At 41.6% G+C, this 23,330-nt stretch carries 25 protein-coding genes; 8 read left to right on the forward strand and 17 right to left on the reverse strand.

The annotated features are described in order from the left end of the window. Positions 1–121 precede the first annotated feature (121 nt). Positions 122–1,138, reverse strand: a complete 1,017-nt coding sequence (locus F1E73_RS07530) for a DHH family phosphoesterase (protein ID WP_150451559.1) — start codon at positions 1,136–1,138, stop codon at positions 122–124. A gap of 270 nt (positions 1,139–1,408) precedes the next feature. On the opposite strand from F1E73_RS07530, the gene F1E73_RS07535 reads away from it, so the two are divergent. Then, the gene (locus tag F1E73_RS07535; RefSeq protein WP_086477407.1) at positions 1,409–1,828 is read left to right on the forward strand and encodes a nucleoside-diphosphate kinase; all 420 of its coding nucleotides are present in this window, start codon (positions 1,409–1,411) and stop codon (positions 1,826–1,828) included. A 72-nt stretch (positions 1,829–1,900) separates the two neighbouring features. Here F1E73_RS07535 and F1E73_RS07540 read toward each other — a convergent pair whose 3' ends face one another. Genes F1E73_RS07540 through recF form a run of 3 tightly spaced genes read right to left on the reverse strand, consistent with a single transcriptional unit; the run spans position 1,901 to position 3,700 of the window. Next, positions 1,901–2,197 (reverse strand): DUF721 domain-containing protein, encoded by a 297-nt coding sequence (locus F1E73_RS07540; protein WP_150451560.1) that lies wholly within the window; start codon positions 2,195–2,197, stop codon positions 1,901–1,903. A 2-nt stretch (positions 2,198–2,199) separates the two neighbouring features. Then, complete coding sequence (locus F1E73_RS07545; RefSeq protein ID WP_150451561.1) at positions 2,200–2,616, reverse strand: hypothetical protein; 417 nt, start codon at positions 2,614–2,616, stop codon at positions 2,200–2,202. Between the two features lie 4 nt (positions 2,617–2,620). Continuing rightward, positions 2,621–3,700 (reverse strand): DNA replication/repair protein RecF, encoded by a 1,080-nt coding sequence (gene recF / locus F1E73_RS07550; protein WP_086477361.1) that lies wholly within the window; start codon positions 3,698–3,700, stop codon positions 2,621–2,623. A gap of 124 nt (positions 3,701–3,824) precedes the next feature. Here recF and F1E73_RS07555 point away from each other — a divergent pair, with 124 nt between their 5' ends. From F1E73_RS07555 to F1E73_RS07585, 7 genes are all read left to right on the forward strand, one after another. Then, a complete protein-coding gene (locus F1E73_RS07555; RefSeq protein ID WP_086477360.1) occupies positions 3,825–4,589 on the forward strand; it encodes a tetratricopeptide repeat protein in 765 nt (254 codons plus the stop codon). Between the two features lies 1 nt (position 4,590). Next, positions 4,591–5,073, forward strand: coding sequence for a 6,7-dimethyl-8-ribityllumazine synthase (ribH, locus tag F1E73_RS07560; protein WP_086477359.1), 483 nt, complete (start codon positions 4,591–4,593; stop codon positions 5,071–5,073). A gap of 138 nt (positions 5,074–5,211) precedes the next feature. Beyond that, a complete protein-coding gene (locus tag F1E73_RS07565; protein ID WP_086477358.1) occupies positions 5,212–5,502 on the forward strand; it encodes a riboflavin synthase subunit beta in 291 nt (96 codons plus the stop codon). Further along, complete coding sequence (mutL, locus tag F1E73_RS07570) at positions 5,502–7,352, forward strand: DNA mismatch repair endonuclease MutL (RefSeq protein ID WP_150451562.1); 1,851 nt, start codon at positions 5,502–5,504, stop codon at positions 7,350–7,352. Before F1E73_RS07565 ends, mutL begins: the two co-directional genes overlap by 1 nt. Continuing rightward, a complete protein-coding gene (locus tag F1E73_RS07575; protein WP_086477356.1) occupies positions 7,353–8,099 on the forward strand; it encodes a rhomboid family intramembrane serine protease in 747 nt (248 codons plus the stop codon). It abuts the gene before it with no gap. Further along, complete coding sequence (locus F1E73_RS07580; protein WP_150451563.1) at positions 8,099–8,980, forward strand: rhomboid family intramembrane serine protease; 882 nt, start codon at positions 8,099–8,101, stop codon at positions 8,978–8,980. The genes F1E73_RS07575 and F1E73_RS07580 overlap by 1 nt, the downstream gene beginning before the upstream one ends. 112 nt (positions 8,981–9,092) lie before the next feature. Next, entirely contained in the window at positions 9,093–10,016 is a 924-nt protein-coding gene (locus F1E73_RS07585) for an endonuclease/exonuclease/phosphatase family protein (RefSeq protein ID WP_086477355.1), read from the forward strand. A 147-nt stretch (positions 10,017–10,163) separates the two neighbouring features. On the opposite strand, the gene F1E73_RS07590 is transcribed toward F1E73_RS07585, so the two are convergent. The 13 genes from F1E73_RS07590 to udk all read right to left on the reverse strand — a co-directional run bounded on the left by F1E73_RS07590 (position 10,164) and on the right by udk (position 23,233). Further along, positions 10,164–10,910 (reverse strand): 3-keto-disaccharide hydrolase, encoded by a 747-nt coding sequence (locus F1E73_RS07590; RefSeq protein ID WP_086477354.1) that lies wholly within the window; start codon positions 10,908–10,910, stop codon positions 10,164–10,166. Between the two features lie 90 nt (positions 10,911–11,000). Then, entirely contained in the window at positions 11,001–12,314 is a 1,314-nt protein-coding gene (locus tag F1E73_RS07595; protein WP_150451564.1) for a Gfo/Idh/MocA family protein, read from the reverse strand. Between the two features lie 185 nt (positions 12,315–12,499). After that, positions 12,500–12,808, reverse strand: coding sequence for a DUF6122 family protein (locus F1E73_RS07600; protein WP_150451565.1), 309 nt, complete (start codon positions 12,806–12,808; stop codon positions 12,500–12,502). Continuing rightward, complete coding sequence (locus F1E73_RS07605; protein ID WP_150451566.1) at positions 12,801–13,433, reverse strand: WbqC family protein; 633 nt, start codon at positions 13,431–13,433, stop codon at positions 12,801–12,803. The genes F1E73_RS07600 and F1E73_RS07605 overlap by 8 nt, the downstream gene beginning before the upstream one ends. 216 nt (positions 13,434–13,649) lie before the next feature. Continuing rightward, the gene (gene lepB / locus F1E73_RS07610) at positions 13,650–15,383 is read right to left on the reverse strand and encodes a signal peptidase I (protein WP_150451567.1); all 1,734 of its coding nucleotides are present in this window, start codon (positions 15,381–15,383) and stop codon (positions 13,650–13,652) included. Positions 15,384–15,465: 82 nt separating this feature from the next. After that, entirely contained in the window at positions 15,466–16,167 is a 702-nt protein-coding gene (gene dapB, locus F1E73_RS07615) for a 4-hydroxy-tetrahydrodipicolinate reductase (protein ID WP_150451568.1), read from the reverse strand. A 3-nt stretch (positions 16,168–16,170) separates the two neighbouring features. Further along, complete coding sequence (locus F1E73_RS07620; protein WP_223883385.1) at positions 16,171–16,818, reverse strand: DUF5683 domain-containing protein; 648 nt, start codon at positions 16,816–16,818, stop codon at positions 16,171–16,173. Then, positions 16,811–17,731 (reverse strand): ParB/RepB/Spo0J family partition protein, encoded by a 921-nt coding sequence (locus tag F1E73_RS07625; RefSeq protein ID WP_086477348.1) that lies wholly within the window; start codon positions 17,729–17,731, stop codon positions 16,811–16,813. Before F1E73_RS07625 ends, F1E73_RS07620 begins: the two co-directional genes overlap by 8 nt. Next, complete coding sequence (locus F1E73_RS07630; RefSeq protein WP_086477347.1) at positions 17,731–18,504, reverse strand: ParA family protein; 774 nt, start codon at positions 18,502–18,504, stop codon at positions 17,731–17,733. Before F1E73_RS07630 ends, F1E73_RS07625 begins: the two co-directional genes overlap by 1 nt. A 149-nt stretch (positions 18,505–18,653) precedes the next feature. Further along, positions 18,654–20,828 carry a methylmalonyl-CoA mutase gene (gene scpA, locus F1E73_RS07635; RefSeq protein ID WP_150451569.1) on the reverse strand — a complete coding sequence of 725 codons (2,175 nt, stop codon included), beginning with the start codon at positions 20,826–20,828 and terminating at the stop codon, positions 18,654–18,656. 85 nt (positions 20,829–20,913) lie between these two features. After that, positions 20,914–22,293: a methylmalonyl-CoA mutase subunit beta gene (locus F1E73_RS07640; RefSeq protein ID WP_086477345.1), complete on the reverse strand. Its 1,380-nt coding sequence runs from the start codon at positions 22,291–22,293 to the stop codon at positions 20,914–20,916. After that, positions 22,286–22,618 (reverse strand): FtsB family cell division protein, encoded by a 333-nt coding sequence (locus F1E73_RS07645; RefSeq protein WP_086477344.1) that lies wholly within the window; start codon positions 22,616–22,618, stop codon positions 22,286–22,288. The genes F1E73_RS07640 and F1E73_RS07645 overlap by 8 nt, the downstream gene beginning before the upstream one ends. A gap of 6 nt (positions 22,619–22,624) precedes the next feature. Beyond that, positions 22,625–23,233 (reverse strand): uridine kinase, encoded by a 609-nt coding sequence (gene udk / locus F1E73_RS07650; protein WP_086477343.1) that lies wholly within the window; start codon positions 23,231–23,233, stop codon positions 22,625–22,627. Positions 23,234–23,330: the final 97 nt, after the last annotated feature.

Here is a 23,330-nt window from a genome sequence, read left to right on the forward strand (position 1 = left end):
GCCTTGTTGCGTTCTACGGAGGCCTTTAGGATGCTTCCCGATTTAACCTTAACGGGTTTTCGGGCCTCTGGTACCCCGCATTGGGCCATTAGGACAAGTAAGAACAGGTAATAAATTTTTCTCATTTATTTAATTGGTCTTTATATGCAGGTAGCAGGGAAGTAAAATATGCGGTGGTTTCTTCTAGGCTCATCTCACTGCGGCCACCCGAGGCATTGTTATGGCCTCCTCCATTAAAATGGGCTCTTGCAAATTCGTTTACGGAAAAATCCCCTTCAGAACGCAAAGAGATCTTGATAATTCCTTCCTCCTTATTTTCAATAAAGATAACCGCAAAGACAATCCCGTCTAACGTAAGTCCGTAGTTTACAAATCCCTCGGTATCCCCTTTTTTAAAGTTGTTGGCGTCCAATTCTTCCTGGGATAGGGTGATATAAGCAGTACTGTATTCCTCCAAGATCACCATATTTTTAAGTGCACATCCCAAAAGGTGTAGTCTGCTGGGAGAATTGGTGTCATATACCTTATGGTGGGCAAGGGAATTGTTGGCTCCTTTTTCAATCAATTTAGCTGCTACCGTATGTGTTCTACTAGAGGTAGAGGCATATTTAAAGGATCCGGTATCTGTCATGATGCCTGTATATAGGCAGATTGCGATTTCTGGGGTTATGCGGTCCAATCCATTAAGTCCTTCCAGTACATTGAACACCATTTCACAGGTAGAACTCATGCTAACATCCGAATACATTATATGCGCATAGTCGGCCGGCTCTTGGTGGTGGTCTATCATCACAAAGGTAGCGGTAGCGGCTTCTAAATGAGGTTGTAGCTGTCCAATTCTACCCAAATGATTAAAGTCTAAGGTGAAAATAACGGTGGCATTGGCAATTAATTCCTTTGCGGTGGAGGCGTCTTTCTCAAAGATTACAATTTCCTCGCTCTTGGGTAACCATTTTAGGAAATTTGGAAAGTCGTTGGGAGCAATTACGGTGGCTTGTTGCCCTAAATTGTTTAAATAGTGGCATAAGGCCAAAGTGGAACCCACAGCATCCCCATCTGGATTTTTGTGAGGGACTATTACGATACGCTGTGGAGCTTGAAGTAGCGCATCGATTGCTTTTATTATTTCTAAATTCATGTGCGCAAAGATACAATTTGTAAATATATACTAATATCCCGATTTGTAATTATGAATCTAAAATTAGTACGGATTTAGGAGTAAAAGGCATGGTTTTTCAATAGTAGTTATGGCTTTTTCTGAGGGTATATATGGGGTGTTTTAGGCTTTGTAATGGTTAAAAAAGGGTGCGCTTTATAAGGGGTAAGTGGCTGTGTGTTTGCGGGTGGACCCATTTTTTGTTGTTGTAAGTTGAAGAATAAAATGTATTTTTGCCCAAAATTTAAAGAGATGATTGCAAACAGAACATTTACCATGATAAAGCCAGATGCCGTTGAAAACGGACATATTGGTGGAATTTTGGACAAAATAACTTCTGCCGGATTCAAGATTGTTGCCATGAAATATACTCAATTGAGCACAAGGGACGCGGAGGAGTTTTATGCAGTGCACAAAGAACGTCCATTTTATGGCGAATTGGTAGAATTTATGAGTAGAGGCCCTATTGTAGCCGCTATTTTAGAAAAAGATAATGCCGTTGAGGATTTTCGTGCCTTGATCGGTGCTACCAATCCTGCTGAAGCTGCAGAAGGTACTATCCGTAAATTGTATGCTACTTCCATTGGCGAAAATGCGGTTCACGGCTCGGATAGCGATGAGAATGCTGCTATTGAGGGAGCTTTTCATTTTGCAGGAAGGGAAGTATTTTAGTAAATAAGATTTTAGTAGCATAGAAAAAGGGCAACACAGAGTTGCCCTTTTTTATTTCTTATTGCTGGGGTACTAGCGTAGTACGATCTTTGAAACTATTTCCCGGCCCAATTCTTCGTTTAGCATTTTTACAATCTTAGATTTTCCATGGCTCAGCTCTTCCCGAAGCACGGAGGAGGATAGGGATACAAAAAGGGTGTCGTTTCGCAATTCTATGGCGGTGGTGTAGTTGTTTACCCCGTTGCCCATCATTTTTTTCCATGCCTCCCGGGCATTTACCCGATCCATCCCTTTTTGGAGTTTGTTGGCTTTTATAAATTCTTGTAGGGCTTCGCCCATGTTTAGGTTGTTGCTTTTTCTTTTTGCCATGGTTATTCCAGATTAATGGGGGTGAAACGTTTATAATGGTAGGTGACCTGCTCCTGATTGGTGGTGCTAAACCGGTCTTGCTCCAAATTGCTGATCTTTTCCTCCCATTCGCTCAATTCATTTTTATAGTGCATGCTAATACCTCCATTTCTTTCCAATAGGGTAAAGGACTCTGCGTCGTCGGAGGTGTCAAAGGTGCCTTTGAGGGTGGGTTGAACCTTTTTTCGGAAACCTTCTTTGCCTGCAACCTCTATATAGTCTATGGTGGTGTTTATCGCGTATGATTTTTCAGTGCCGTCTGGAAAGCTTACTTTATCTATTTCCCAGTATCCGTTTAAATGATGAATTTGGTCCCAGCTCACTTCTTGTTTACAGGAAATAAAGAGTAGGGAAATTAAAAAAAGGTAGCTTGTTCTCATTTATTTACAACTTAAATATTTTATACGATTGATTTGTGTGTTTAACGGCATTTTCAGTTCTCTCGGAATGGGTGTCACTAAGGAAAATTTGTCCAAAATTATCCTCGTCTACCAAGCGGATAATATGGGCTACCCTTGTTTCATCCAATTTGTCAAAAATATCATCCAACAAAAGTAAGGGCGTTGTGCCTGCCTGTTTTTTAATGAATTGAAACTGCGCCAATTTTAGGGCAATCAAAAAAGACTTTTGTTGTCCTTGGCTTCCAAATTTTTTAATGGGATGACCATCTATGGCAAATAGTAGGTCGTCCCTGTGGATCCCTGTGCTGGTATACTGCAAGGCCTTGTCCTTTTCCAGATTTTCCTCCAATAAAGTTAGTAGATTATTTTCCAGTAACTTGCTTTGGTATGTTAAATTTACGGGTTCCCTACCTCCCGAAATGGCAAGGTATTGTTCTTGGAATATTGGGATGAACGATTCAATAAAGGCCAGTCTTTTTTTGAATATCTCTTGACCGTATTGGTGTAATTGGGAGTTGTATATTCCCAAGGTGTCGGCGTCAAAAGTGTGATTAAAGGCGAAGTACTTTAAAAGCGAATTCCTTTGTGCCAGCACTTTGTTGTAGGCAATTAAATTCTGGAGATAAACTTTATCGGATTGGGAGATGACTCCGTCCATAAATTTACGTCTGGTCTCGCTTCCCTCAATTATTAGATCCCGATCTGCCGGAGAGATAATTACCAAGGGTAGAAATCCTATATGATCCGAGAACTTTTCATAGGGCTTGGCGTTGCGCTTAATCACTTTTTTCATCCCCTTTTTAAAGCTACAAAGGATTTTTTCATCCCGGTCATTTTTATGGAAGTCTCCTTCCAGTACAAAAAAATCGGAATCGTGCCTTATATTCTGAGTAGCAATGGGGTTAAAATAACTCTTACCAAAGGAAAGGTGATAGATGGCGTCTAGAACATTGGTTTTTCCCACCCCGTTATCGCCTACAAAACAATTGATCTTTGAATCGAATTCAAAGCTTTGTGACTCGAAGTTTTTATAATTAATAAGCGATAATTTCTTTAGAAACATGCTGCGAAGTAAAATTTTTATTTTCCAATAGTCAAGCAAACCGCAAATTATCTAAAATTAACCACAAATAGGGGGCGGGATTTGGATAAAATCTATATTTTTGCGCGACTAATCAAATTCTATAATGGCAACTTACAAGAAAAGAGGTTATAAACCGAAAAATAAAGAAGAAGAAAATCTATTGGATAAGCAGGAGAGTACCACTGCAGAGGTGTTTAGCTCCTTAGATGAAGGTGCTTCCAAATCCGAGGAATGGGTATCTAGGAACCAAAATTATATATTAGGGGTGATAGGTATTATCGCCGTATCTGTTTTGGGATATATGGCATATTTTCAGTTCGTGGAAAAGCCAAGGGCTGCTAGTGCTGCCAATGAGATGTTGTATCCGCAACAATACTTTGACGAAGCCCTATATGCTTCTTCAGAAAAAGATTCTTTGTTCACTTTGGCATTGAATGGTGCCGAGGGTAAATACGGATTTTTAGATATTATTGAAGAGTACAACGGAACGCCTGCCGCTAACTTGGCAAAGTATTCCGCCGGAATGGCCTATTTGAACATGCAGAAATATGACGAGGCTATAAAATACCTAGAAGGTTTCTCCTCTAAGGATTTAATTTTGGGAGCTGTTGCTAAAGGAGGTATCGGTGATGCTTTTTTACAATTGAACCAACCCAAGGAAGCGTTGGATTATTACGAGAAAGCAGTTTCCCATAGTACTAATGAATATACAACTCCCAAGTTTTTATACAAGGCAGGAGTAACAGCGCTTGAATTGGATAATAAAAAGAAGGCGCTTAAATATTTCCAGAGAATAAAGGACGAATTCCCAGCTTCTGAAGAGGCTAGGACAATAGATGCCTTTATTGGAAAAGCTAAAAGTATTTAAGATGGCTATTAAGAAGCAGAATTTATCGGAGTATGATAAAACAACGGTCCCAAACGCAGCAAATTTGCGGTTTGGGATTGTTGTTTCTGAATGGAATGCAAATATTACGGAGGCACTCTATGAAGGGGCTTTAGCAACCTTATTGGATTGCGGGGCTAAGGAAGGGCATATTGTTCGCTGGAACGTACCTGGTAGTTTTGAACTTGCCTTTGGGGCAAAAAAAATGATCAACACCAAAAAGGTAGACGCTGTAATTGTAATAGGTAGCGTTATTAAAGGTGAGACCATGCACTTCGATTTTGTTTGTGGGGCCGCAGCTCAGGGAATTATGGATCTGAACGTGAGAACGGAGACCCCTGTAATTTTTTGTGTGCTGACCGACAATAATATGGATCAAGCCATTGCCCGTAGTGGAGGCAAGCATGGCAATAAAGGTACAGAAGCCGCCATAGCCGCCATTAAGATGGCTAGTTTGGGGAATTAGTACCTCCCATACCTCCTTTTTTTTAATTAGAAGGCAGCCAAACGTACAAAGCTGTCCTTGCCTAGAAATGTTAACATATTTTAGCAAGACTTGTACGTCAAATTTTTCTATTTTGAGTAACTTTGGGAATCTAAGGATATGGGAAAATTTTCAAGATTACGTAAGAATAAAAAGTTCAATTATACCCCGCGTTATTATAACGATAAGGGAGAGGGGAACCCCTTTAAGATTGAGCATAAGTTTGACAAGTTTAGGCCTTCTTTGGATGGTCGTTCTGGCCTAAAGGGTAAATTCTCCAGAGCCATTGAGGACTTGAAAAGTTCTAGCAATCGGAATCAGAACATTCGGATGGCGATTATCATAGCGATACTTGTCCTGGTGTTCCTTTACATCATAGATTTCGATCTATCTATTTTTATTTCGCAATAATGCCAGATATCATACAACTTTTACCAGATCATGTAGCTAACCAGATTGCTGCAGGGGAGGTGGTGCAACGCCCCGCTTCCGTTGTTAAGGAATTAATGGAGAATGCTATTGATGCAGGGGCAACTACCGTTAAATTAATTATTAAGGATGGGGGCAAGACCCTAATCCAAGTTATTGATGATGGGGTGGGAATGAGTCCCACCGATGCCCGACTCAGTTTTGAGCGGCATGCTACTTCTAAGATTACCAAGGCAGAAGACCTGTTTAACCTTAGCACCAATGGGTTTAGGGGAGAGGCCCTAGCCTCCATAGCGGCTATCGCCCATGTGGAAATGCAGTCTAGGACAGAACAGGATGAGGTAGCTACGCATATTAAAATAGAAGGAAGCAAGGTTGTTTCTCAAGAAGTGGCCGTGGCCCCTAAGGGAACCTCTATGATGGTGAAGAATTTATTCTTCAATATTCCGGCTAGGCGTAATTTCCTTAAATCTACCCAGGTAGAGTTGCGGCATATCATAGATGAGTTTCACCGAGTGGCCTTGGCGCATCCGTCTATAGGCTTTCACTTTTATAATAACGGGAGTGAAATCTTTAACTTGCCAAAATCCAACGACCGTCAGCGGATCGTTAATGTTTTTGGGGGGAAGACCAATGAAAAGTTGGTCCCTGTACATGAGGAGACACAGGTAGTTACTATCAACGGTTTTATCTGTAAGCCCGAATTTGCAAAAAAGAGTAGAGGAGAGCAGTTTTTTTTTGTTAATAATAGATATATAAAAAGTCCCTATTTGCATCACGCTATCGTAGCGGCATTTGACGGACTCATAAAAAAGGAGAGTCATCCAGGGTACTTTCTGTACTTAACGGTAGATCCTGGCTCCATTGATATCAACATTCACCCTACCAAAACGGAGGTGAAGTTTGATGATGAGCATACCTTGTATGCCATATTAAGGTCTACGGTAAAACACAGTTTGGGGCAATTTAATGTTATCCCCACCCTAGATTTTGATCGGGATCAAAATTTGGAGACTCCCTATGATTATAAAAACAAATCCGTAGAACAACCGCGTGTAGTAGTGGATGCTGGCTTTAATCCCTTTAAGGATGAAGTGGCAACTAGCTCTGGCCGGTCCAGTTTTCAGAAACCTGCCACCAAAGGATGGGAGTCCCTTTACTCGGGGATGGAATCTGAAGGAGTGGGTAGCACCGATTTTAGTAGTGTTAGCTTTGAATCTGAAACTATAACCGGTTCTATTTTTGACGACCAAAAGGTTGGCCTAGATGCGGTAACCACTACTTTTCAACTAAGGCGTAAGTACATAGTGACCACTATAAAATCTGGGATGGTGGTCATAGATCAAAGTAGGGCCCATCAGCGGGTGCTATATGAGAACTTTTTAAAGAATATTACCGTTAAAGAAGCGGTGAGTCAACAATTATTATTTCCCTTATCTTTAACTTTCTCCAAATCGGATCGAGATATCATTATGGAGATACAGGAAAATTTAATTTCCTTGGGATTCGATTTTGAGGCTATTGGGGAAGAGGAAATAAAGATTACCGGGGTTCCCTTATCGGTCCCAGAGAGCGAAGTGGAGATGATCTTAGACCAGTTGATATCGGATTATCAACAAGATTTTGAGGTAGACGGGTTTTCGCAAACCGATGTGCTGTCCAAGACTCTGGCAAAATCTTTGGCCGTTAAAACGGGGGAGGTGCTAGACAGGGATTCGCAATTGGCACTGGTGAACGACTTATTTGCCTGCAAGGAATCTAGACTAAGTCCTTTTAATAAATCTATATACGTCACCATTACGGAAGACGATATTGATAAAAAATTTTTGTAGATGGGTAGAATTACGGGCGCTGTAAAGCACTTGATTATTGTAAATGGGCTGTTTTTTGTAGCTACATATTTATACGGGGACCAAATGTACCAGTGGTTTTCGCTATGGTTTACAAAAAATGGAAATTTTGAATTTTGGCAGGTATTGTCCCATATGTTTATGCATGGGGGGTTGATGCATATATTATTTAATATGTATGCACTTTGGGCCTTTGGTTCGCCATTGGAAAGAATGTGGGGCAAGAATAAATTCCTGTTTTTCTATTTTTCTGCAGGTATTGGGGCTGCCTTAATCCATACTGGGGTAAATTATTACTATTTTAATCAGGGGATGGAGGCCTTGGTGAGTTCTGGTATTCCCAGGGAACAGATAATGGAAATCATCAGTAGTGGAAAATACAGTCCCAGCTGGTATAACATAGCCTCTACGGATACTATAAACAACTTTTTAAGTGCCTACAATACTCCGGCAGTAGGGGCCTCTGGAGCTATTTATGGGGTGTTGGTGGCCTTTGGGATGTCTTATCCTAATAGCGAGCTGTTCTTAATGTTTATACCGGTACCGGTAAAAGCAAAGTACTTTATTCCGGTGCTTATTGGGCTAGATCTGTTCTCTGGAGTTACGGGATATTCCATTTTTGGAAATGGAATTGCTCATTTTGCCCACGTTGGAGGCGCCTTGTTTGGGTTTATAATGATGTGGTATTGGAAAAAAAATCAGTTTAATCAAAATAGATGGGATCTATAATGCGAAACCAAAACATTTCATATTATTACAATCGACTGAGTATTGCTGAGAAGCTAATAGTATTTAATGTTGCAATTTTTATTATTGGAGGAATCATCAATGCGTTACTTTTTGGTGCTACCAATGACACCGGAGTAGAACAATGGTTTCAATTACCCAAAGAGTTTTTTGAGTTCCTAACCCAGCCTTGGTCCCTTATTACCTATTCCTTTTTTCATTCCGGATTTGGACATATTTTTTGGAATATGATTATGTTGTACTTTGCCGGAAGGATTTTTCTAAATTTATTTGATAATAGAAAATTTATTAATGTTTACTTTCTGGGGGTAATCTTCGGGGGGATGATTTTCTTATTGAGCTATAATATCTTTCCAGCTCTGATAGGACAGAATACGGCCCTTATTGGTGCCTCTGCAGGGGTTACGGCAGTGCTTATCTTTGTCTGTACCTATCTGCCTAATCAGGAGGTGCGTGTTATTTTCTTTAATGTAAAGCTTTGGCATATTGGGGTCTTGGTGGTGTTGTTAGATTTAATACAGATATCCGTTGGGAATAACATTGGCGGACATCTAGCGCATATTGGGGGAGCAGCTCTTGGTTATTATTATGCAACCCAGCTCCCCAAAGGAAATGACATTGGTAGTTGGTTCTCAAAACTAGTAGATAGCTTTGCCAATATGTTTAAGGGCAGGGAAAAAAAGGCTTCCATGAAAACGGTTTATAGAAAGAAGACTACAGCTAGTGCTGCCCGGGGGAACTACGATAAAAAAAGCCATCAAAAAAAGATTGATGCCATTTTGGATAAGATAAGCAAATCTGGTTACGAAAGCCTTTCCAAGGCAGAAAAGGATTTTTTGTTTAAGGCAGGTAAGGAAGATTAAGAAGGTGCGAAAACTCATTAACAGGTTCATTTTCCTTCTCAACGGGTGTTTTTCCCTTTTACTGCTATTGGCCTGCTTTGCGCCATGGGTCCCGGTTACGCTGGTTCCTTTTATGTCTATTCTTTCACTACTAGTACCACTCTTGGTTCTCTGTAACGTGCTTTTCTTTTGTTATTGGCTATTGCGTGGCAGTCGCAAGCTGATGATGTCTGCCGTAGTCTTGCTCATTGGGTACTTGGTTTTGGGTACCTTCTTTAAATTTAAGTCTTCGGAACAGCCCATAGATAAGGGAGAGGTAAGTGTCATGAGTTTTAATACTCGCGGATTTAATCGCTCTGAGATGATTAAGGATGAGACTATTAGTGATCAGATTGTAAGCTTGGTGAAAGAGGCAGATCCCGATATAGTTTGTTTTCAGGAATTTGATTATACTAAAAAAGAGAGTGCCGATTTTGCTCAGTACAAACACCGATTTATCGATTTTGAATACGGACACAAAAAAGTGGTGCTCGGAATCTATTCCAAACTCCCAATAATAAACAAGGGGTCTTTGCATTTTCCAGAGAGTAGCAACAATGCGATCTATGTAGATGTATTGATGAAAAATGATACGGTTCGTGTCTATAATATGCATTTGGAATCGCATAAGGTGGTGCCTACAGTAGAAGAAATTACCAAGGAGCCAAAGTCGAAGCTCTTTAGACGTATGAGCGGATCTTTTGCCAAGCAACAAGAACAAGTGGCCATCTTTAATGAGCATCGTGAGGCCACACCTTATAAGAAGATTGTTTGTGGCGACTTTAACAATACCCAATTCTCTAACGTGTACCATGTGATTAAAGGGGATATGCAAGATACTTTTATGGAGCAGGGGAAAGGATATGGTAGAACCTTTAATTTTAAATACTATCCAGTGCGGATAGATTTTATTTTAGTGGATAAGGCATTTAAGGTTAAGACCCACAAGAATTTTAATGTAAAGCTATCCGATCACTTCCCCATTATGGCTTCTTTTGATAGGATTGGTGATCAATAGGGGAAGAAGTGGTAGGCCATTACCATGCTCTTTCTTTGGCCTGGATTATCTATCTATAGTTGAACTTCCATACTTCGTGCTACGAAGAAAATAAGGGAATAAAAAAGGGACCCAATTGGGCCCCTTGTATCTTATTAGGTAAGTGGTCTATAACTCATCTACTATTTGATCTGCAGCGGTAACCCCTGGTGGTAGTTCTATCACCCTTAAATTCCTAAAATGGATTTCGGCTCCTTCAGATTCTAGGCAGAGGTATCCTTTTTTAATGGACGACTTACTAATGCCGTTTACAAACTTTCCATTGACCGATAATTTAATAGTGCCATCTACACAAATTACTTGATAGCTGTTCCACTCTCCCTTCCCTAGGGCTCTATTTTCTACAGACTTACTTCTGGTTCCTCTGGGGTTGTCCGGTACGGTAGTAACCCCACCCACGCCAAACAACTCTCCGTGTACATAGGCAATTGGTGGCTTTACGCCGTCGCGTATATTCTGATTTACCCAATCTAGTTCTAACATCTGTACTTCTACACCCCCTGGGAGTCTGTTATGCTCGCCGGGGATGGCGTCGCTCCATACAAACATACCAGAATTGCCCCCTGCTTCCATATGGCGCCACTCTACGGTTAGAATGAAATTTTCGTACATCTTTTCGGAGCGCATAACCCCTATTGGTAGGCCTTTGCATACCAGAAGATCGCCTTCCTTATGCCAGGTGTCTGGCTCCGTGTTTACATTGATCCATTTTATTTCTTGTGCATTGTCCTTGTCTCCAGCTACCAATTGATCAAAACTGGTTTCGGTGCCAAAGAATAGGGGTTTTTCTTGCGCTTTTATTTTTAAGCTACTGCCCCATAGCACAAAGAGGCATAATAATAAGGAGGGTTTCATATTAAATTGGTGTGTTATGGAGCTGTTTACTCCTTTGACGATCTATGCGCCAAAAGAGTAAACAGCGGTTAGTTATAATTTGATATAGGCTTAGATGAATTTAGTTTTACCAGGAATCGCTACTGGTGGAGTAGGCCATTTTAAATCCCAATTGTATTCGTCTATTTTGGGACCTAAGTTTTCCTTGGAATTAAAGACTTGTTCCCAGGTGAGCGTTTGGCCGGTATAGGCTACCATACGTGCCCATATGGCCAACATGGTACTCTTAGACATCCATTCTCCATCGTTCATGGGCTGACCCTTTCGGATGGAGGCAAAAAGCTCATCGTGTTCGGTCTGGAACATATTATTCCTTTCCCCGTCATAGGTGTAGCTGTTTTTACCGGTAATTTCATACCTGCGTCCAATATGGGTTATAGACGAGCCTTCGGTACCTAGCACCTCTACGCTGTTCCTATGGGAGGTATTGTTTTGTTGCCTGGTAAAGTGGTAACCCTTGGCGCCGTTTTCATATTCGAACTCTACCGCAAAATGATCGTATATGTTTCCGTATTTACTATCTACACGTACTTGTCGGCCTCCAGTTCCAGTAGCGCTTACGGGCATTTTATCTCCCATGACCCAAGACATCATATCAAGGCTATGCACTGCTTGTTCTACCACAATATCCCCCGATAACCAATTGTAGTAATACCAATTGCGCATTTCGTAGGTCATATCCGTCCAATTTGGCTGACGTTCCTTATACCAAGCCTCACCTCCATGACGAAAGGTAGTAACCGTTCTGATGTCCCCAATCTGGCCGTCTAAGACACGCCCAAAAATTTCCCTATTGGGATAGTCGTATCGAAAACAGAAACCAGACACTAGGGATAGCCCCTTTTCCTTAGCTTTTTTGGCAGCTGCCAACACTTTGTGAATTCCGGGTGCATCCACGGCTACGGGTTTTTCGCAAAATACGTGTTTCCCTGCTTCTACCGCAGCATTTAGGTGGTCTGGTCTAAAGGCTGGTGGGGTGGTAAGTAACACTACATCCACGCCCGAATCTATTACTTTTTGGTAGGCGTCAAATCCTATGAATTTGTTTTCTGGAGCAACCTTTACCTTGTCACCCATAGCCTTCTGCAACTCCCGATGTGCCAAATTTAATTGGTCCTCAAACACATCGCCCATGGCATAGAGAATAACGTTTGGATCTGCTTGCAAAGCTTGGGCAGCGGCACCGGTACCACGGCCACCACAGCCAATTAAGCCCACTTTTAGGGTGGAATCCTTATAGAAGCTATTGGCACCAAAGGTGACTGCCGGCGATATTAAGGATCCCCCGATGAGGGCAATGCCAGATTTTTTGATGAAATCCCTTCTTCCGGAGGGAAAAGAGGGGGTAATTTTATGATTTCCCATAGTAATTTATGAGTTTGATAAGTTAAGATTAAATGAAGCATACAAAATAGAGATAATTTTCTATTCTCTAAAGGGGGAAGGACAAAAAACTATAAGAATTGGCCTAGGAGCCTACCTCTAAAATGAGGTTCTAGTTATAAAGGAGTGTTTTTTTCGAGGTCTAATGAATAGCCCAAGATGTTCAACTACATTAAGAGGCAATCTGTAATATCTGCTACGATATGAATTACTAATGCTAAACCGAATATTCTGGTCTTTTTGGGAATTAACAGCAGTACATAGAGTGCAATGGCCCAGTAGGTGTGTAGGGGGTGAAAATTAATGCTGCACCGATTAGGGTCAAATAAGGGGTCTGCCCAGAAGTGATCCAAGTCTATCACAATTCCGGCTAACAGTATTAAAATTGCCTTCCATCGGTATTCCTTATAAAATAGAAGTCCGATAAGGATGGGAACTAAAAAATGAATGCCATAATGAAGAAACCATCTAAGCATGGGGAAGGTTCAGTTTTAAACTTTTGAGATAGGGAAGGGTGTTGGTTCCTTCGTTAAATAGGAGGTCTAAAATACTTAGGTTGGGTATAAAGGGGTTTCTATCATTAAATACCTGCACATAGGGAGCTTGTTGAAAAGGGATTTCCGTTTTTGAATTGATGAAATGTCGCGCGTCCGTTATATCGGTAGCGGCTGCCTGGTAGCTACTAGTTTTATCCGTAGGCATGGGAATCTGTAAACAATCACAAATGGTCGCTATGGATTTAAGGTTAAATTCCATCAGAGAGTCAAAGGTGTCGTTATAAAGAGGGGCAATATCATCTTCATAAAACTCGAAGAAGGGCGAGGTGCGATACGCTGTTTGTAGGGTGCGCCAATGTTGACGTTGCCAAAAATAGGTATTGTCAATAGCTACTTCGGAATATCGTTGCTTATTTCGGTTGTTCCCCACATGTTTAATAGGGATGGTAAGCATGTGTTTTCCTATGTCCGTAGCGATATAGCATCGGTTGCGATAGGTTTGCTTCTGGTAATTATCATTTACTTCCCAGCAAATATCATTTTGGACAAGAGCCGCAAAGTTGGCGATGTTTAAAAAATATCCAGGATGAAGAAGCACTTGCATTGTTTGCTTATTTAATGTACTAATTTATCAATGTGTAAATATACCAATGTGTAAATATACCAATGTAGCAATGAACTAATGTAGCAATGAACTAATGTAACAATGAACTAATGTAGCAATTTACTAGTGTATCAATGTACTAATGTGTTGAAGGGGGAGGCCCAAGGCTTTAAAGGTAACTACCGCTTAAAGCCTAAGGTCTTGTGATGTTGATGTTTATTTTTTCACCTTCTTTTTTCGCTTTCTAAAGTAATCCCAAACAAACCACCCCGCAAGTGCTATTAAGAAGTACTTAAAGTAGGAGGTAGGTTCCCCGTCTCCGTGGACCGTAGTAAACACTCTGTCCCAACGAATTTTCCAATTCTTCATGCCATCGTTAATGCCATCGATGCTCATCCATATAAAAACGGGCGTACCTACTATATGGTCTTCAGGAACGTAGCCCCAAGTTCTACTGTCTTCGGAACGGTGCCTATTGTCTCCCATCATCCAATAATAATCCTGTTTAAAAGTATAGGAGTTGGCTACTTGTCCATTAATCAGTATTTGATTGCCATTTACTTTTAGGGTGTTATCCTCGTACTCCTTTATTATTTTCTCATAAATGGGGAGTACTTCTAGGTTAAGTTCTACCGTCTTGCCTTTTTCAGGGATATAGATCGCTGGCATATTGTCTAAGGTTGCTGGATGCGCTGGATCTTGGGGGAAAAGAGAGGTCTTTTTGGTGGTAAACGCAAGTTTCTGAATGGATACTATACCATTTTTTCCAGTGAAATTCTTGGCTTCTTCCTCTGTTAAGTTAAAAAGAGCCATAGTGCTTACGTCTTCCGACTTTAAGTAGTCGCGAACCCTTGCATTGTCTACATTCCCGGAGTAGTAGGTATAGGCTGAGTCGGACTTTATTTTCTCCATATGCATTGCAGAGATTACTTGGTCTAGATTTTCCAACTCTAAAGAACTGTTAGGGATGCGGACCACATTTCCTGAGAAATTTTGTCTTCCCAAGAGGTCAATGGCGGCATTAGAAAAACCGTTCTCTACAGTAACCGTGTGGGTGAACATTGGCTTAGCCCTGTAGGGCAGTACGGTTTTTTTACCGTTGATATGTACATATCCGTCAACTATAGATAAGGAATCCCCTGGTATACCTACAGCACGTTTTACGTAATTAGATTTTTTATCGATAGGCTTGCGAACCCCTTCCTGTTGTTTAAAAAATTGATAAACCGTATCTGCAGGCCAGCTAAACACTACAATTTCATTCCTTTTAATCTCCTTAAATCCAGGTAGTCTCATATAGGGAAGCTGTAGTTTGTTCCATATCGAGGTTTTATAGGTAGCAGGATCTACATCGGCCACATAGGATCTGGATTTTAGAATAGGCAGGGTATCGTGTACCATGGGTGCCGCAACGGTCGTCATAGGAACCCTAGCTCCGTAATGGAACTTGCTTACAAATAGGAAATCGCCCACCAAAAGGGTTTTTTCCAAAGAACTGGTAGGGATCACATAGGGTTGTATTACATAAGTGTGTACCAAAGTAGCGGCCACAACGGCAAATACGATGGAGCTTACCCACTCTCCTAAGGCGGTTTTTGGGTGAAGGTCTCTATTTTCTACATAGGTAACCTCCGTGAAATAATTTACATAATAGATATAGAGCCCCAAGGTGAGAATAGCCAACCAGGTGTCTAAAAGGCTATTTTTACCAAAACTCCTAAGGGTCTCTACCCAAACCACAGGGAACATCAATAGGTTAATGATGGGTATAAACAACAGAATAACCCACCACTTGGGCCTATTAATTATTTTCATTAAAACTATGGCGTTATAAACTGGGATAGCTGCTTCCCATGCTTTTCTACCTGCCTTAACGTACAATTTCCAAGTTCCGAGGAAATGCACTATTTGAATGATCAAAATAAAAATAATCCACTGTGTTCCGTTCATATCCGTATTGTTGATTTAGGATTGCTGCTTCTTGTTAACAATCAATCTTTAAGTATGTTTTAATGGGGGATTGTTACGTTCCTTAACGAAGGTTTAACACGTCTTTCATGGAGAACACTCCCTTCTTATCTAGAATCCATTCTGCAGCTACCACCGCTCCCAGGGCAAATCCCTCCCTATTATGGGCGGTGTGTTTAATTTCTATGCTGTCTACTTCACTTTGGTAGGCCACGGTATGGGTGCCGGGAGTATCGGCAATCCGTTTGGCAGTAATGGGAATTTCGTTGGCTTTGGCAGTATCCAATTTCCAAGCAGTATAATCGGTCTCTTGGATGACCCCTTCTGCCAAGGTAATAGCCGTGCCACTAGGGGCATCTAGTTTTTGGGTATGATGAATTTCTTCCATGCTAACCTGATACTGCTTTAGGTTGCTCATCATTTTGGCCAAATAAGAGTTTAGTTCAAAAAAGAGGTTAACTCCTAAGCTGAAATTGGAGGCGTAGATAAAGGCACCGTCCTTTTCTTTACAGAGCTGCACGGCATTCTCATAATTTTCTAACCAACCAGTGGTACCGCAGATCAATGGAATATTGTTTTCCATGCATTTTTTTATGTTGCCAAAAGCAGCATCGGGCATACTAAAATCTATGGCTACATCTATTTCTGAATAGTTTATCTCCGTGGTATCCACGTCTATTTTAGCTACAATGTTATGGTTTCTTTTTAGGGCGATTTGTTCAATCATTTTTCCCATTTTACCATATCCGAACAGGGCAATGTTCATTTTTTAAAATTTAATAGTTAAGGCCATTCCGTAAACCGGATTGGCGGTGAGGGCGTCTGTATCCAAGAAAGGTTTAAAATCCAAACTTAGATCATCGTCCACGTTAAATTGTTTTAGGTGGGCGTCTACATTGGCGTCCACAATATTTAGGACATACATTCCAATAGTGACCAAGAGCCAAAGATCTCTATCGCGCTGGTATCTTTCCTGGGCATTTTCCAAGGCCTGGTTAGAAAAGTCTGGAGGAGAACCTGGTGGATTAGGGGTTCCTAGGTCGTAGAACTCATCGTCGGTAAATCCGGCCTGTCTGCGTTTAAAGGCGGTTCTGAACCGGTTGTACAGGTCGTCGTTATAGGTGTAGGCGTATACCCCTGTTCCTATGGCTGCATAGACTATGGGGACCTTCCAATACCGCTTGTTATAGATTTGACCCAGTCCGGGAAATACGGCGGAATAAAAGGCAGCTTTACTAGGTGCCAAGGGATTGATACCCTTTTTTTTGATTTTTAGGGTATCTATTACCCTAACGCCTTGTTCCTTTAGGGTCTGCTGTACAGAATCTGGTTGTTGTTCCTGGATGTCCTTGTCTTGGGCAAGGCCTAGGGCGGTGACCAGAAAGCAGACTACCAGCAATAGAAAGCACTTATTCACCCGTGATCAATTTTTTTAATCGATTGAATTCTTCCTGGGAGTGAAAAGGAATGGTAATCTTTCCTTTTCCTTTTTCAGTGGCCTTAATATCTACTTTTACATCCAGGTAGTCGGAGAACTTTCGCAAGTTCTTGGAGATAAACTCTGGACTGGTTTTGGTTTTCTTTTTATCTTCTTTAGCGGGATCTTGGTTTGCGGCAGCTTTTCTTTCCTGATATTCCTTTACGGCCTTTTCCGTATTTCTTACCGATAGGTTTTCGCCAACGATTTTTTCATAGAGGGCAATTTGATCTTCCTTTTCCTCAATGTTTACCAAGGCCCTCCCGTGGCCCATACTTACGAAGCCGTCCCTTATCCCTGTTTGGATTATAGGATCTAAACGCAATAAACGCAGGTAGTTGGTGATGGTAGACCTTTTTTTGCCTACCCGTTCACTCATTTTTTCCTGGGTTAATTGTATTTCATCTATCAATCTTTGATAGGAAAGGGCTATTTCTATGGGGTCTAGATCCTGTCGCTGTATATTTTCTACCAACGCCATTTCCAAGGACTCTTGGTCATTGGCAATACGGATATATGCAGGGATGGTTTCTAAGCCCACTAATTTGGAAGCCCTAAAACGACGCTCACCAGAAACCAATTGGTACTGGTTAAAATCTAACTTCCTTACGGTAATAGGTTGTATCACCCCTAATTCCCTGATGGAAGAGGCCAGCTCGTGAAGAGCCTCATCATTAAAATTAGAACGGGGTTGAAAAGGGTTAACCTCTATGGTATTCAGATCTAATTCTACAATATTTCCTACCACCTTATCGGCATTCTTATCGGAAGCCGACTGAATATCGTTTTCGGGGTCTTTTAATAAGGCCGATAGTCCGCGGCCCAACGCTTGTTTTCTTGTCGCTTTCGCCATTATACTTTCTCCTTGTTTTTCACTACTACTTCATTGGCCAAATTTAAATAATTGGCTGCTCCTGTACTACTGGCATCATATTTTATAATGCTTTCGCCATAACTTGGTGCCTCGCTCAATCGCACATTCCTTTGGATAATGGTGTCGAAAACCATTTCTGAGAAGTGTTTTTTCACTTCCTCCACAACCTGGTTAGAAAGGCGTAACCTAGAATCGTACATGGTAAGTACCATTCCTTCTATATCCAAATCGGGATTGTGAATCTTCTGAACACTTTTAATGGTATTCAATAATTTCCCCAATCCTTCCAATGCAAAGTATTCGCACTGTATAGGGATCATAACAGAATCTGCCGCTGTAAGGGCATTTAAGGTTAAGAGTCCCAAGGAAGGTGCACAGTCTATAAGAATATAATCGTATTCGTCTTTTAGCTTTTGGGTTGCATTTTTCATCATATACTCCCTATCATCCTTGTCTACCAATTCTATTTCAATGGCAACCAAGTCGATATGCGATGGAATAAGATCCACATTGGGAGAGGTGGTCTGCACAATAGTTTCCCTAGCAGTTTTGGAATGTTCTAACAATTGATAGGTTCCCATTTCCACAGTTTCCACATCCACTCCTAAACCGGAGGTTGCGTTGGCCTGAGGATCGGCATCAATTAATAAGACTTTTTTTTCCAAAACTCCTAAGGCAGCTGCTAAGTTTACCGAAGTGGTAGTTTTACCTACGCCGCCTTTTTGATTTGCAATAGCAATTATTTTGCCCATTATCATAGTAAGTTAGTGGGTAAAAATACGATTATTTACGTTGTTATAAAATGTATTTTGTTAACAGGCGAAAAATAGCGACTTTACTTCGCATTCACAAGGGATAGAATCTGCGATAATCCCTTATTTTTAGGGGTGTGTGCTCCTCGTTAGTCTAGCAGAATCTCCAAAACTTGGATGGCGGTATTGCTAATTTTTTTCCCTGGGCCAAAAATAGCCACCGCTCCGGCTTCGTATAAAAAATCATAATCCTGCTTAGGGACCACTCCCCCTACGATGACCATAATATCTTGCCTGCCGTATTTTTTTAAAGCCTCTAACACTTGGGGAACCAGGGTTTTATGTCCGCCTGCCAAGGAGGATATCCCTAAAATATGAACGTCGTTTTCTACTGCCTGTTTTGCGGCTTCTGCCGGGGTTTGGAAAAGGGGGCCAATATCCACATCGAACCCAATATCTGCATAGCCGGTAGCCACTACCTTGGCTCCCCGGTCATGACCATCTTGACCCATTTTAGCGATCATTATCCTAGGTCTACGTCCCTCCTGAGTGGCAAACGTATTGGCCATTTCCTTCGCTTTTTCAAAGCTATTGTCGTCTTTTATTTCCTTTGAGTACACCCCAGTAAACGATTTTATTTCTGCTCTATGCCTTCCAAAGGCTTTTTCTAGGGCGGTGCTTATTTCGCCCAAGGTGGCTCTTGCCCTAGCCGCCTTTACGGATAAAGCTAATAAATTATTATCACCTTCCGCAGTATTGCTGCTATTTATGGAAGTGGTATCCTTCATCTTTTCTTCCGCTGCAGCGGTAAGTTGGTCTAAGGCGTGCTGTACTTCACTGGCATTCCTATTAGTCTTTACTTGTTGTAACCGCTCTAGCTGTTGTCTGCGTACTTCTGCATTATCCACTTCCAATATCTGAAAGCTATCTACATCTTCCCCTGCTTGGTATTTGTTTACGCCCACAATAATATCCCTGCCGCTGTCTATGCGGGCTTGCTTGTTTGCTGCCGCCTCCTCTATTCTAAGTTTGGGGATACCTGCTTCTATGGCTTTGGTCATCCCACCCAACTCCTCAATTTCCTGGATTAATTTCCAGGCCTTGTGTGCAATTTCCTGGGTTAGGGTTTCTACATAATAGCTTCCTGCCCAGGGGTCTACGGTTTTGGTGATGCCTGTCTCTTCTTGTAGAAATAGTTGGGTGTTACGGGCAATCCGGGCCGAAAAATCGGTGGGGAGCGCAATGGCCTCGTCCAAGGCATTGGTATGCAGGCTTTGAGTACCGCCAAATACGGCTGCGGAAGCTTCTATGGTGGTCCGGGCAACATTGTTAAAAGGGTCTTGTTCGGTAAGGCTCCACCCACTGGTCTGGCTATGGGTGCGTAGGGCCAAGGACTTATTGTTTTTAGGATGAAACTGTTTTACCAGTTTAGCCCATAACATACGCGCTGCCCTCATTTTTGCAATTTCCATAAAATGATTCATGCCAATTCCCCAAAAGAAGGAGAGCCTAGGAGCAAAGGTATCTATTTCCAAGCCTGCCTTTAGTCCTGTTCTTATATATTCTAACCCATCGGCAAGGGTATAGGCAAGCTCCAGATCGGCCGTAGCCCCAGCTTCGTGCATATGGTAGCCCGAGATGCTAATGCTATTAAATAGTGGCATGTGCTTGCTGGTAAACTCAAAGATATCGGCAACGATTTGCATGGAGGGAGTAGGGGGGTAGATATAGGTGTTGCGGACCATAAACTCCTTTAGGATATCATTTTGGATGGTGCCCTTTAATTGTTCTAGGGAGACGCCTTGTTCCTCGGCAGCAACGATATAAAATGCCATAATGGGGAGAACTGCCCCGTTCATGGTCATGGAAACGGACATTTTGTTTAGGGGGATGTCCTTAAATAATATCTTCATGTCCTCTACGGTGTCTATAGCCACTCCGGCTTTTCCCACATCGCCTACCACGCGTTCGTGGTCACTGTCGTATCCTCTATGGGTGGGGAGGTCAAAAGCTACAGAAAGCCCTTTTTGTCCCGCCTTTAAATTTCGCTGGTAAAAAGCGTTACTCTCTTCGGCTGTAGAAAATCCGGCATATTGTCTGATGGTCCACGGGCGTTTAACATACATGGTGCTATAGGGGCCCCGAAGATAGGGGGGGATTCCGGCAGCAAAGTTTAAATGTGTTAGCCCTTCTACGTCCGTTGGGGAATATTTTTCCTTTAGTGGAATTCCCTCGGCTGTTATAAATGGATCCCGCTCGTTTTTTGGATCGTGGGAATCCCCATCGGTATCCAGCTGAATATGTTGAAGATTTTTTCTAGCCATTTATTTCATTTCTTTTTAAAAGTATAGCGCGAGGTTTTTCAGTAGCACCTTGGGGTGATTGGCCCTTTGGGAAAATAGCCAATAATTACTCCTGTTCCAAACGCTTTTGCTCCAGTACCTCGGAAAGTCTTTTTTCTATAATAGGTTCAATCAGGGTTTTTCTGGCCTTGGTTTTAACAAAAGGATATAGTTCTAGTTGGTCTTTCATTTTGTCCTCGGCCGCTGGGTATTTGTTGGTCCCAACAAGGACGGTTTCTTTATTGTTGAAACCCTCTTGCTCTTTCTTGGCGCTCTCCTTTATTTTTTTCTGGATGAGCTGTTGTTTCAGCTGAGCCAAAAATCCGCCTCCTGCCTCTATTTGTTTAAATAGCTCTAGGCCTTTAGTGGCCAGTTGATGGGTAAGTGTTTCCAAATAGTAGCTGCCATCTGCGGGATTGCCCACCTTGTTAAAGTGGCTTTCTTCCTTTAACAACAGCAGTTGGTTTCTAGCCATTCTATTTCCAAACTCGTGGTCCTTTTTATATATGGCGTCGTAGGCAAGATTGCAGACTGTATGGGCTCCTCCGAGGATGGCAGACATGCATTCCGTGGTAGTGCGGAGCATGTTGTTATTATAGTCGTACAAGGTTTTGTTTCTCTTAGTAGGGGTGGCAATAATATGGCAGTCTGGTCTTGCACCGTAGGATTTTGCCACGGTGGCATACAGTTTTTTAAGGGCCCTAAGTTTGGCGATCTCAAAAAAATAATTCCCGCCAATAGCTGCCTTAAAAGTCATTAAGGAAGATTTTAAAAGGGGCTTGTGGTGCCGGTCTAAATGGTTTAGGTATTCATTGGCATGTGCCATGGCATAAGCCAGTTGTTGCACCTTATTTGCTCCTGCATTTTGATAAAGCCCAAGGTCTACGCTTAAAGTGTTGCTATGTCCCAGGGCAAGGATGGTATCTAATTGCTGATGATCTTCCTTCATATTGGAGAACCAATTGCCGCTGCGTGCTAAATTTCCAACAATATCGATGTTTAGAAAAATAGGGGAGGGCTCCTTGGCGGCGGCTTTCAAAACAGATTTGCAGAACGTATCGGAAAGGCACTGCAAATTAAAATAGAGGGGGGTTTTATTTAGGTCTATGTGTTGTAGTAGCTCCTTAGGGTCTATAGTATTATTTGGAACGGTAAAACAAATGGATTCTGCCCCTCGTTTAAGGGCGTCCAAGGCATTTTTGTTGGCCATTTCCGCATTGCCGGCATAAATTTCCTGAGCAATTCTCCAAGTTGCTATTGGAAACTTAGGTAGGGCTAGGGTATCCGTATCTTCCTTATGGTAAAACGGTTTTATTTTTATCCCTTCGGGCGATTCCCATACCAATTCCTCATTGTAATCCCCTCCCTTAAGGTCTACCTGTATTCGTTGTTTCCATTCTTTGGAGGAAATCTCCCTAAATTCACTGAACAAATCGGAATCACTCATCTTTATTGGATTTTTTACCGTCTTCGTATTCAATTAAATAAATCTCCTCGTTTTTCTTTTTTAGGTAGTACTGCTCCCTAGCAAATTTTTCGAGCTCCTCGGGATCAGAGAGTTTCTCAATAATTTTCCTATCCCTCGCTATTTCTTCCTTAAGGAATTCGCGTTGTTTTTCTAGGTTGTTGATTTCCCTTTTAAGTTCCCAATGTATGAGGAGGGAATTGGTGTCAAAAAAAACCATCCATATTAAAAAAGCGGTGAGGACCAATACATACATATTGGTGACTATGGCAAACCATTTTTTCTTTCTTATTTCTTTTAAGCCCATATATTATTATGCTAACTTTAGATTTATAATAGACCTAACAATATCTACGGCAACGGTATTGTATTTGTTGTTGGGGATGATGATATCTGCAAATTCCTTAGTGGGCTCAATAAATTGATTATGCATGGGTTTTAGCGTGTCTTTGTATCTTCCCAAGACCTCCTCTAGGTCTCGTCCCCGCTCATTAATATCGCGTTTTAGCCTCCTTAGCAGCCGTTCGTCCGAATCTGCATGTACAAAAATTTTGATATCGAACATATCACGGATTTGTGGATTGGTCATGATTAGAATCCCCTCTACAATCATTACTTTTCTAGGGTGGGTAAGGATAGTTTCCTTGGTGCGGTTATGTTCCACAAAAGAATATACCGGCTGTTGAATGGGATTTCCTTTTTTTAATTCTTGTAAGTGTTTTCCCAACAATTCGAAATCGATAGCACGGGGATGATCAAAATTTATTTGCGACCGCTCTTCATAGGACAGATCGGAAAGATCATTGTAATAAGAGTCTTGGGAGATTACCCCAACCTCTTCGTTTGGTAACTCGTTGATAATCTGGTTTACCACGGTTGTTTTTCCGCATCCGGTTCCTCCCGCAATTCCTATAATTAGCATTTCTTTATATTTTGCTTCAAAAATAACGATTTGGGATGAAAACCCGTAGCTTTTGATTTTGACAAAAGTAAAAGAGGTAGCCTTCTTGCCTTCATGA

The organism is Arenibacter lacus (assembly GCF_008711145.1).
Taxonomy (GTDB): domain Bacteria; phylum Bacteroidota; class Bacteroidia; order Flavobacteriales; family Flavobacteriaceae; genus Arenibacter; species Arenibacter amylolyticus.

What these genes read in the sequence shown, in the direction of transcription:
- scpA (WP_150451569.1), bottom strand. Translation starts at nt 20,828, where the DNA reads ATGGCTAGAAAAAATCTTCAACATATTCAGCTGGATACCGATGGGGAT.
- F1E73_RS07590 (WP_086477354.1), bottom strand. Translation starts at nt 10,910, where the DNA reads ATGAAACCCTCCTTATTATTATGCCTCTTTGTGCTATGGGGCAGTAGC.
- F1E73_RS07555 (WP_086477360.1), top strand. Translation starts at nt 3,825, where the DNA reads ATGGCAACTTACAAGAAAAGAGGTTATAAACCGAAAAATAAAGAAGAA.
- F1E73_RS07625 (WP_086477348.1), bottom strand. Translation starts at nt 17,731, where the DNA reads ATGGCGAAAGCGACAAGAAAACAAGCGTTGGGCCGCGGACTATCGGCC.
- ribH (WP_086477359.1), top strand. Translation starts at nt 4,591, where the DNA reads ATGGCTATTAAGAAGCAGAATTTATCGGAGTATGATAAAACAACGGTC.
- udk (WP_086477343.1), bottom strand. Translation starts at nt 23,233, where the DNA reads ATGCTAATTATAGGAATTGCGGGAGGAACCGGATGCGGAAAAACAACC.
- recF (WP_086477361.1), bottom strand. Translation starts at nt 3,700, where the DNA reads ATGTTTCTAAAGAAATTATCGCTTATTAATTATAAAAACTTCGAGTCA.
- F1E73_RS07575 (WP_086477356.1), top strand. Translation starts at nt 7,353, where the DNA reads ATGGGTAGAATTACGGGCGCTGTAAAGCACTTGATTATTGTAAATGGG.
- F1E73_RS07605 (WP_150451566.1), bottom strand. Translation starts at nt 13,433, where the DNA reads ATGCAAGTGCTTCTTCATCCTGGATATTTTTTAAACATCGCCAACTTT.
- F1E73_RS07645 (WP_086477344.1), bottom strand. Translation starts at nt 22,618, where the DNA reads ATGGGCTTAAAAGAAATAAGAAAGAAAAAATGGTTTGCCATAGTCACC.
- F1E73_RS07565 (WP_086477358.1), top strand. Translation starts at nt 5,212, where the DNA reads ATGGGAAAATTTTCAAGATTACGTAAGAATAAAAAGTTCAATTATACC.
- F1E73_RS07630 (WP_086477347.1), bottom strand. Translation starts at nt 18,504, where the DNA reads ATGGGCAAAATAATTGCTATTGCAAATCAAAAAGGCGGCGTAGGTAAA.
- F1E73_RS07640 (WP_086477345.1), bottom strand. Translation starts at nt 22,293, where the DNA reads ATGAGTGATTCCGATTTGTTCAGTGAATTTAGGGAGATTTCCTCCAAA.
- dapB (WP_150451568.1), bottom strand. Translation starts at nt 16,167, where the DNA reads ATGAACATTGCCCTGTTCGGATATGGTAAAATGGGAAAAATGATTGAA.
- F1E73_RS07595 (WP_150451564.1), bottom strand. Translation starts at nt 12,314, where the DNA reads ATGGGAAATCATAAAATTACCCCCTCTTTTCCCTCCGGAAGAAGGGAT.
- F1E73_RS07535 (WP_086477407.1), top strand. Translation starts at nt 1,409, where the DNA reads ATGATTGCAAACAGAACATTTACCATGATAAAGCCAGATGCCGTTGAA.
- F1E73_RS07530 (WP_150451559.1), bottom strand. Translation starts at nt 1,138, where the DNA reads ATGAATTTAGAAATAATAAAAGCAATCGATGCGCTACTTCAAGCTCCA.
- F1E73_RS07600 (WP_150451565.1), bottom strand. Translation starts at nt 12,808, where the DNA reads ATGCTTAGATGGTTTCTTCATTATGGCATTCATTTTTTAGTTCCCATC.
- F1E73_RS07545 (WP_150451561.1), bottom strand. Translation starts at nt 2,616, where the DNA reads ATGAGAACAAGCTACCTTTTTTTAATTTCCCTACTCTTTATTTCCTGT.
- F1E73_RS07585 (WP_086477355.1), top strand. Translation starts at nt 9,093, where the DNA reads ATGTCTATTCTTTCACTACTAGTACCACTCTTGGTTCTCTGTAACGTG.
- mutL (WP_150451562.1), top strand. Translation starts at nt 5,502, where the DNA reads ATGCCAGATATCATACAACTTTTACCAGATCATGTAGCTAACCAGATT.
- lepB (WP_150451567.1), bottom strand. Translation starts at nt 15,383, where the DNA reads ATGAACGGAACACAGTGGATTATTTTTATTTTGATCATTCAAATAGTG.
- F1E73_RS07540 (WP_150451560.1), bottom strand. Translation starts at nt 2,197, where the DNA reads ATGGCAAAAAGAAAAAGCAACAACCTAAACATGGGCGAAGCCCTACAA.
- F1E73_RS07580 (WP_150451563.1), top strand. Translation starts at nt 8,099, where the DNA reads ATGCGAAACCAAAACATTTCATATTATTACAATCGACTGAGTATTGCT.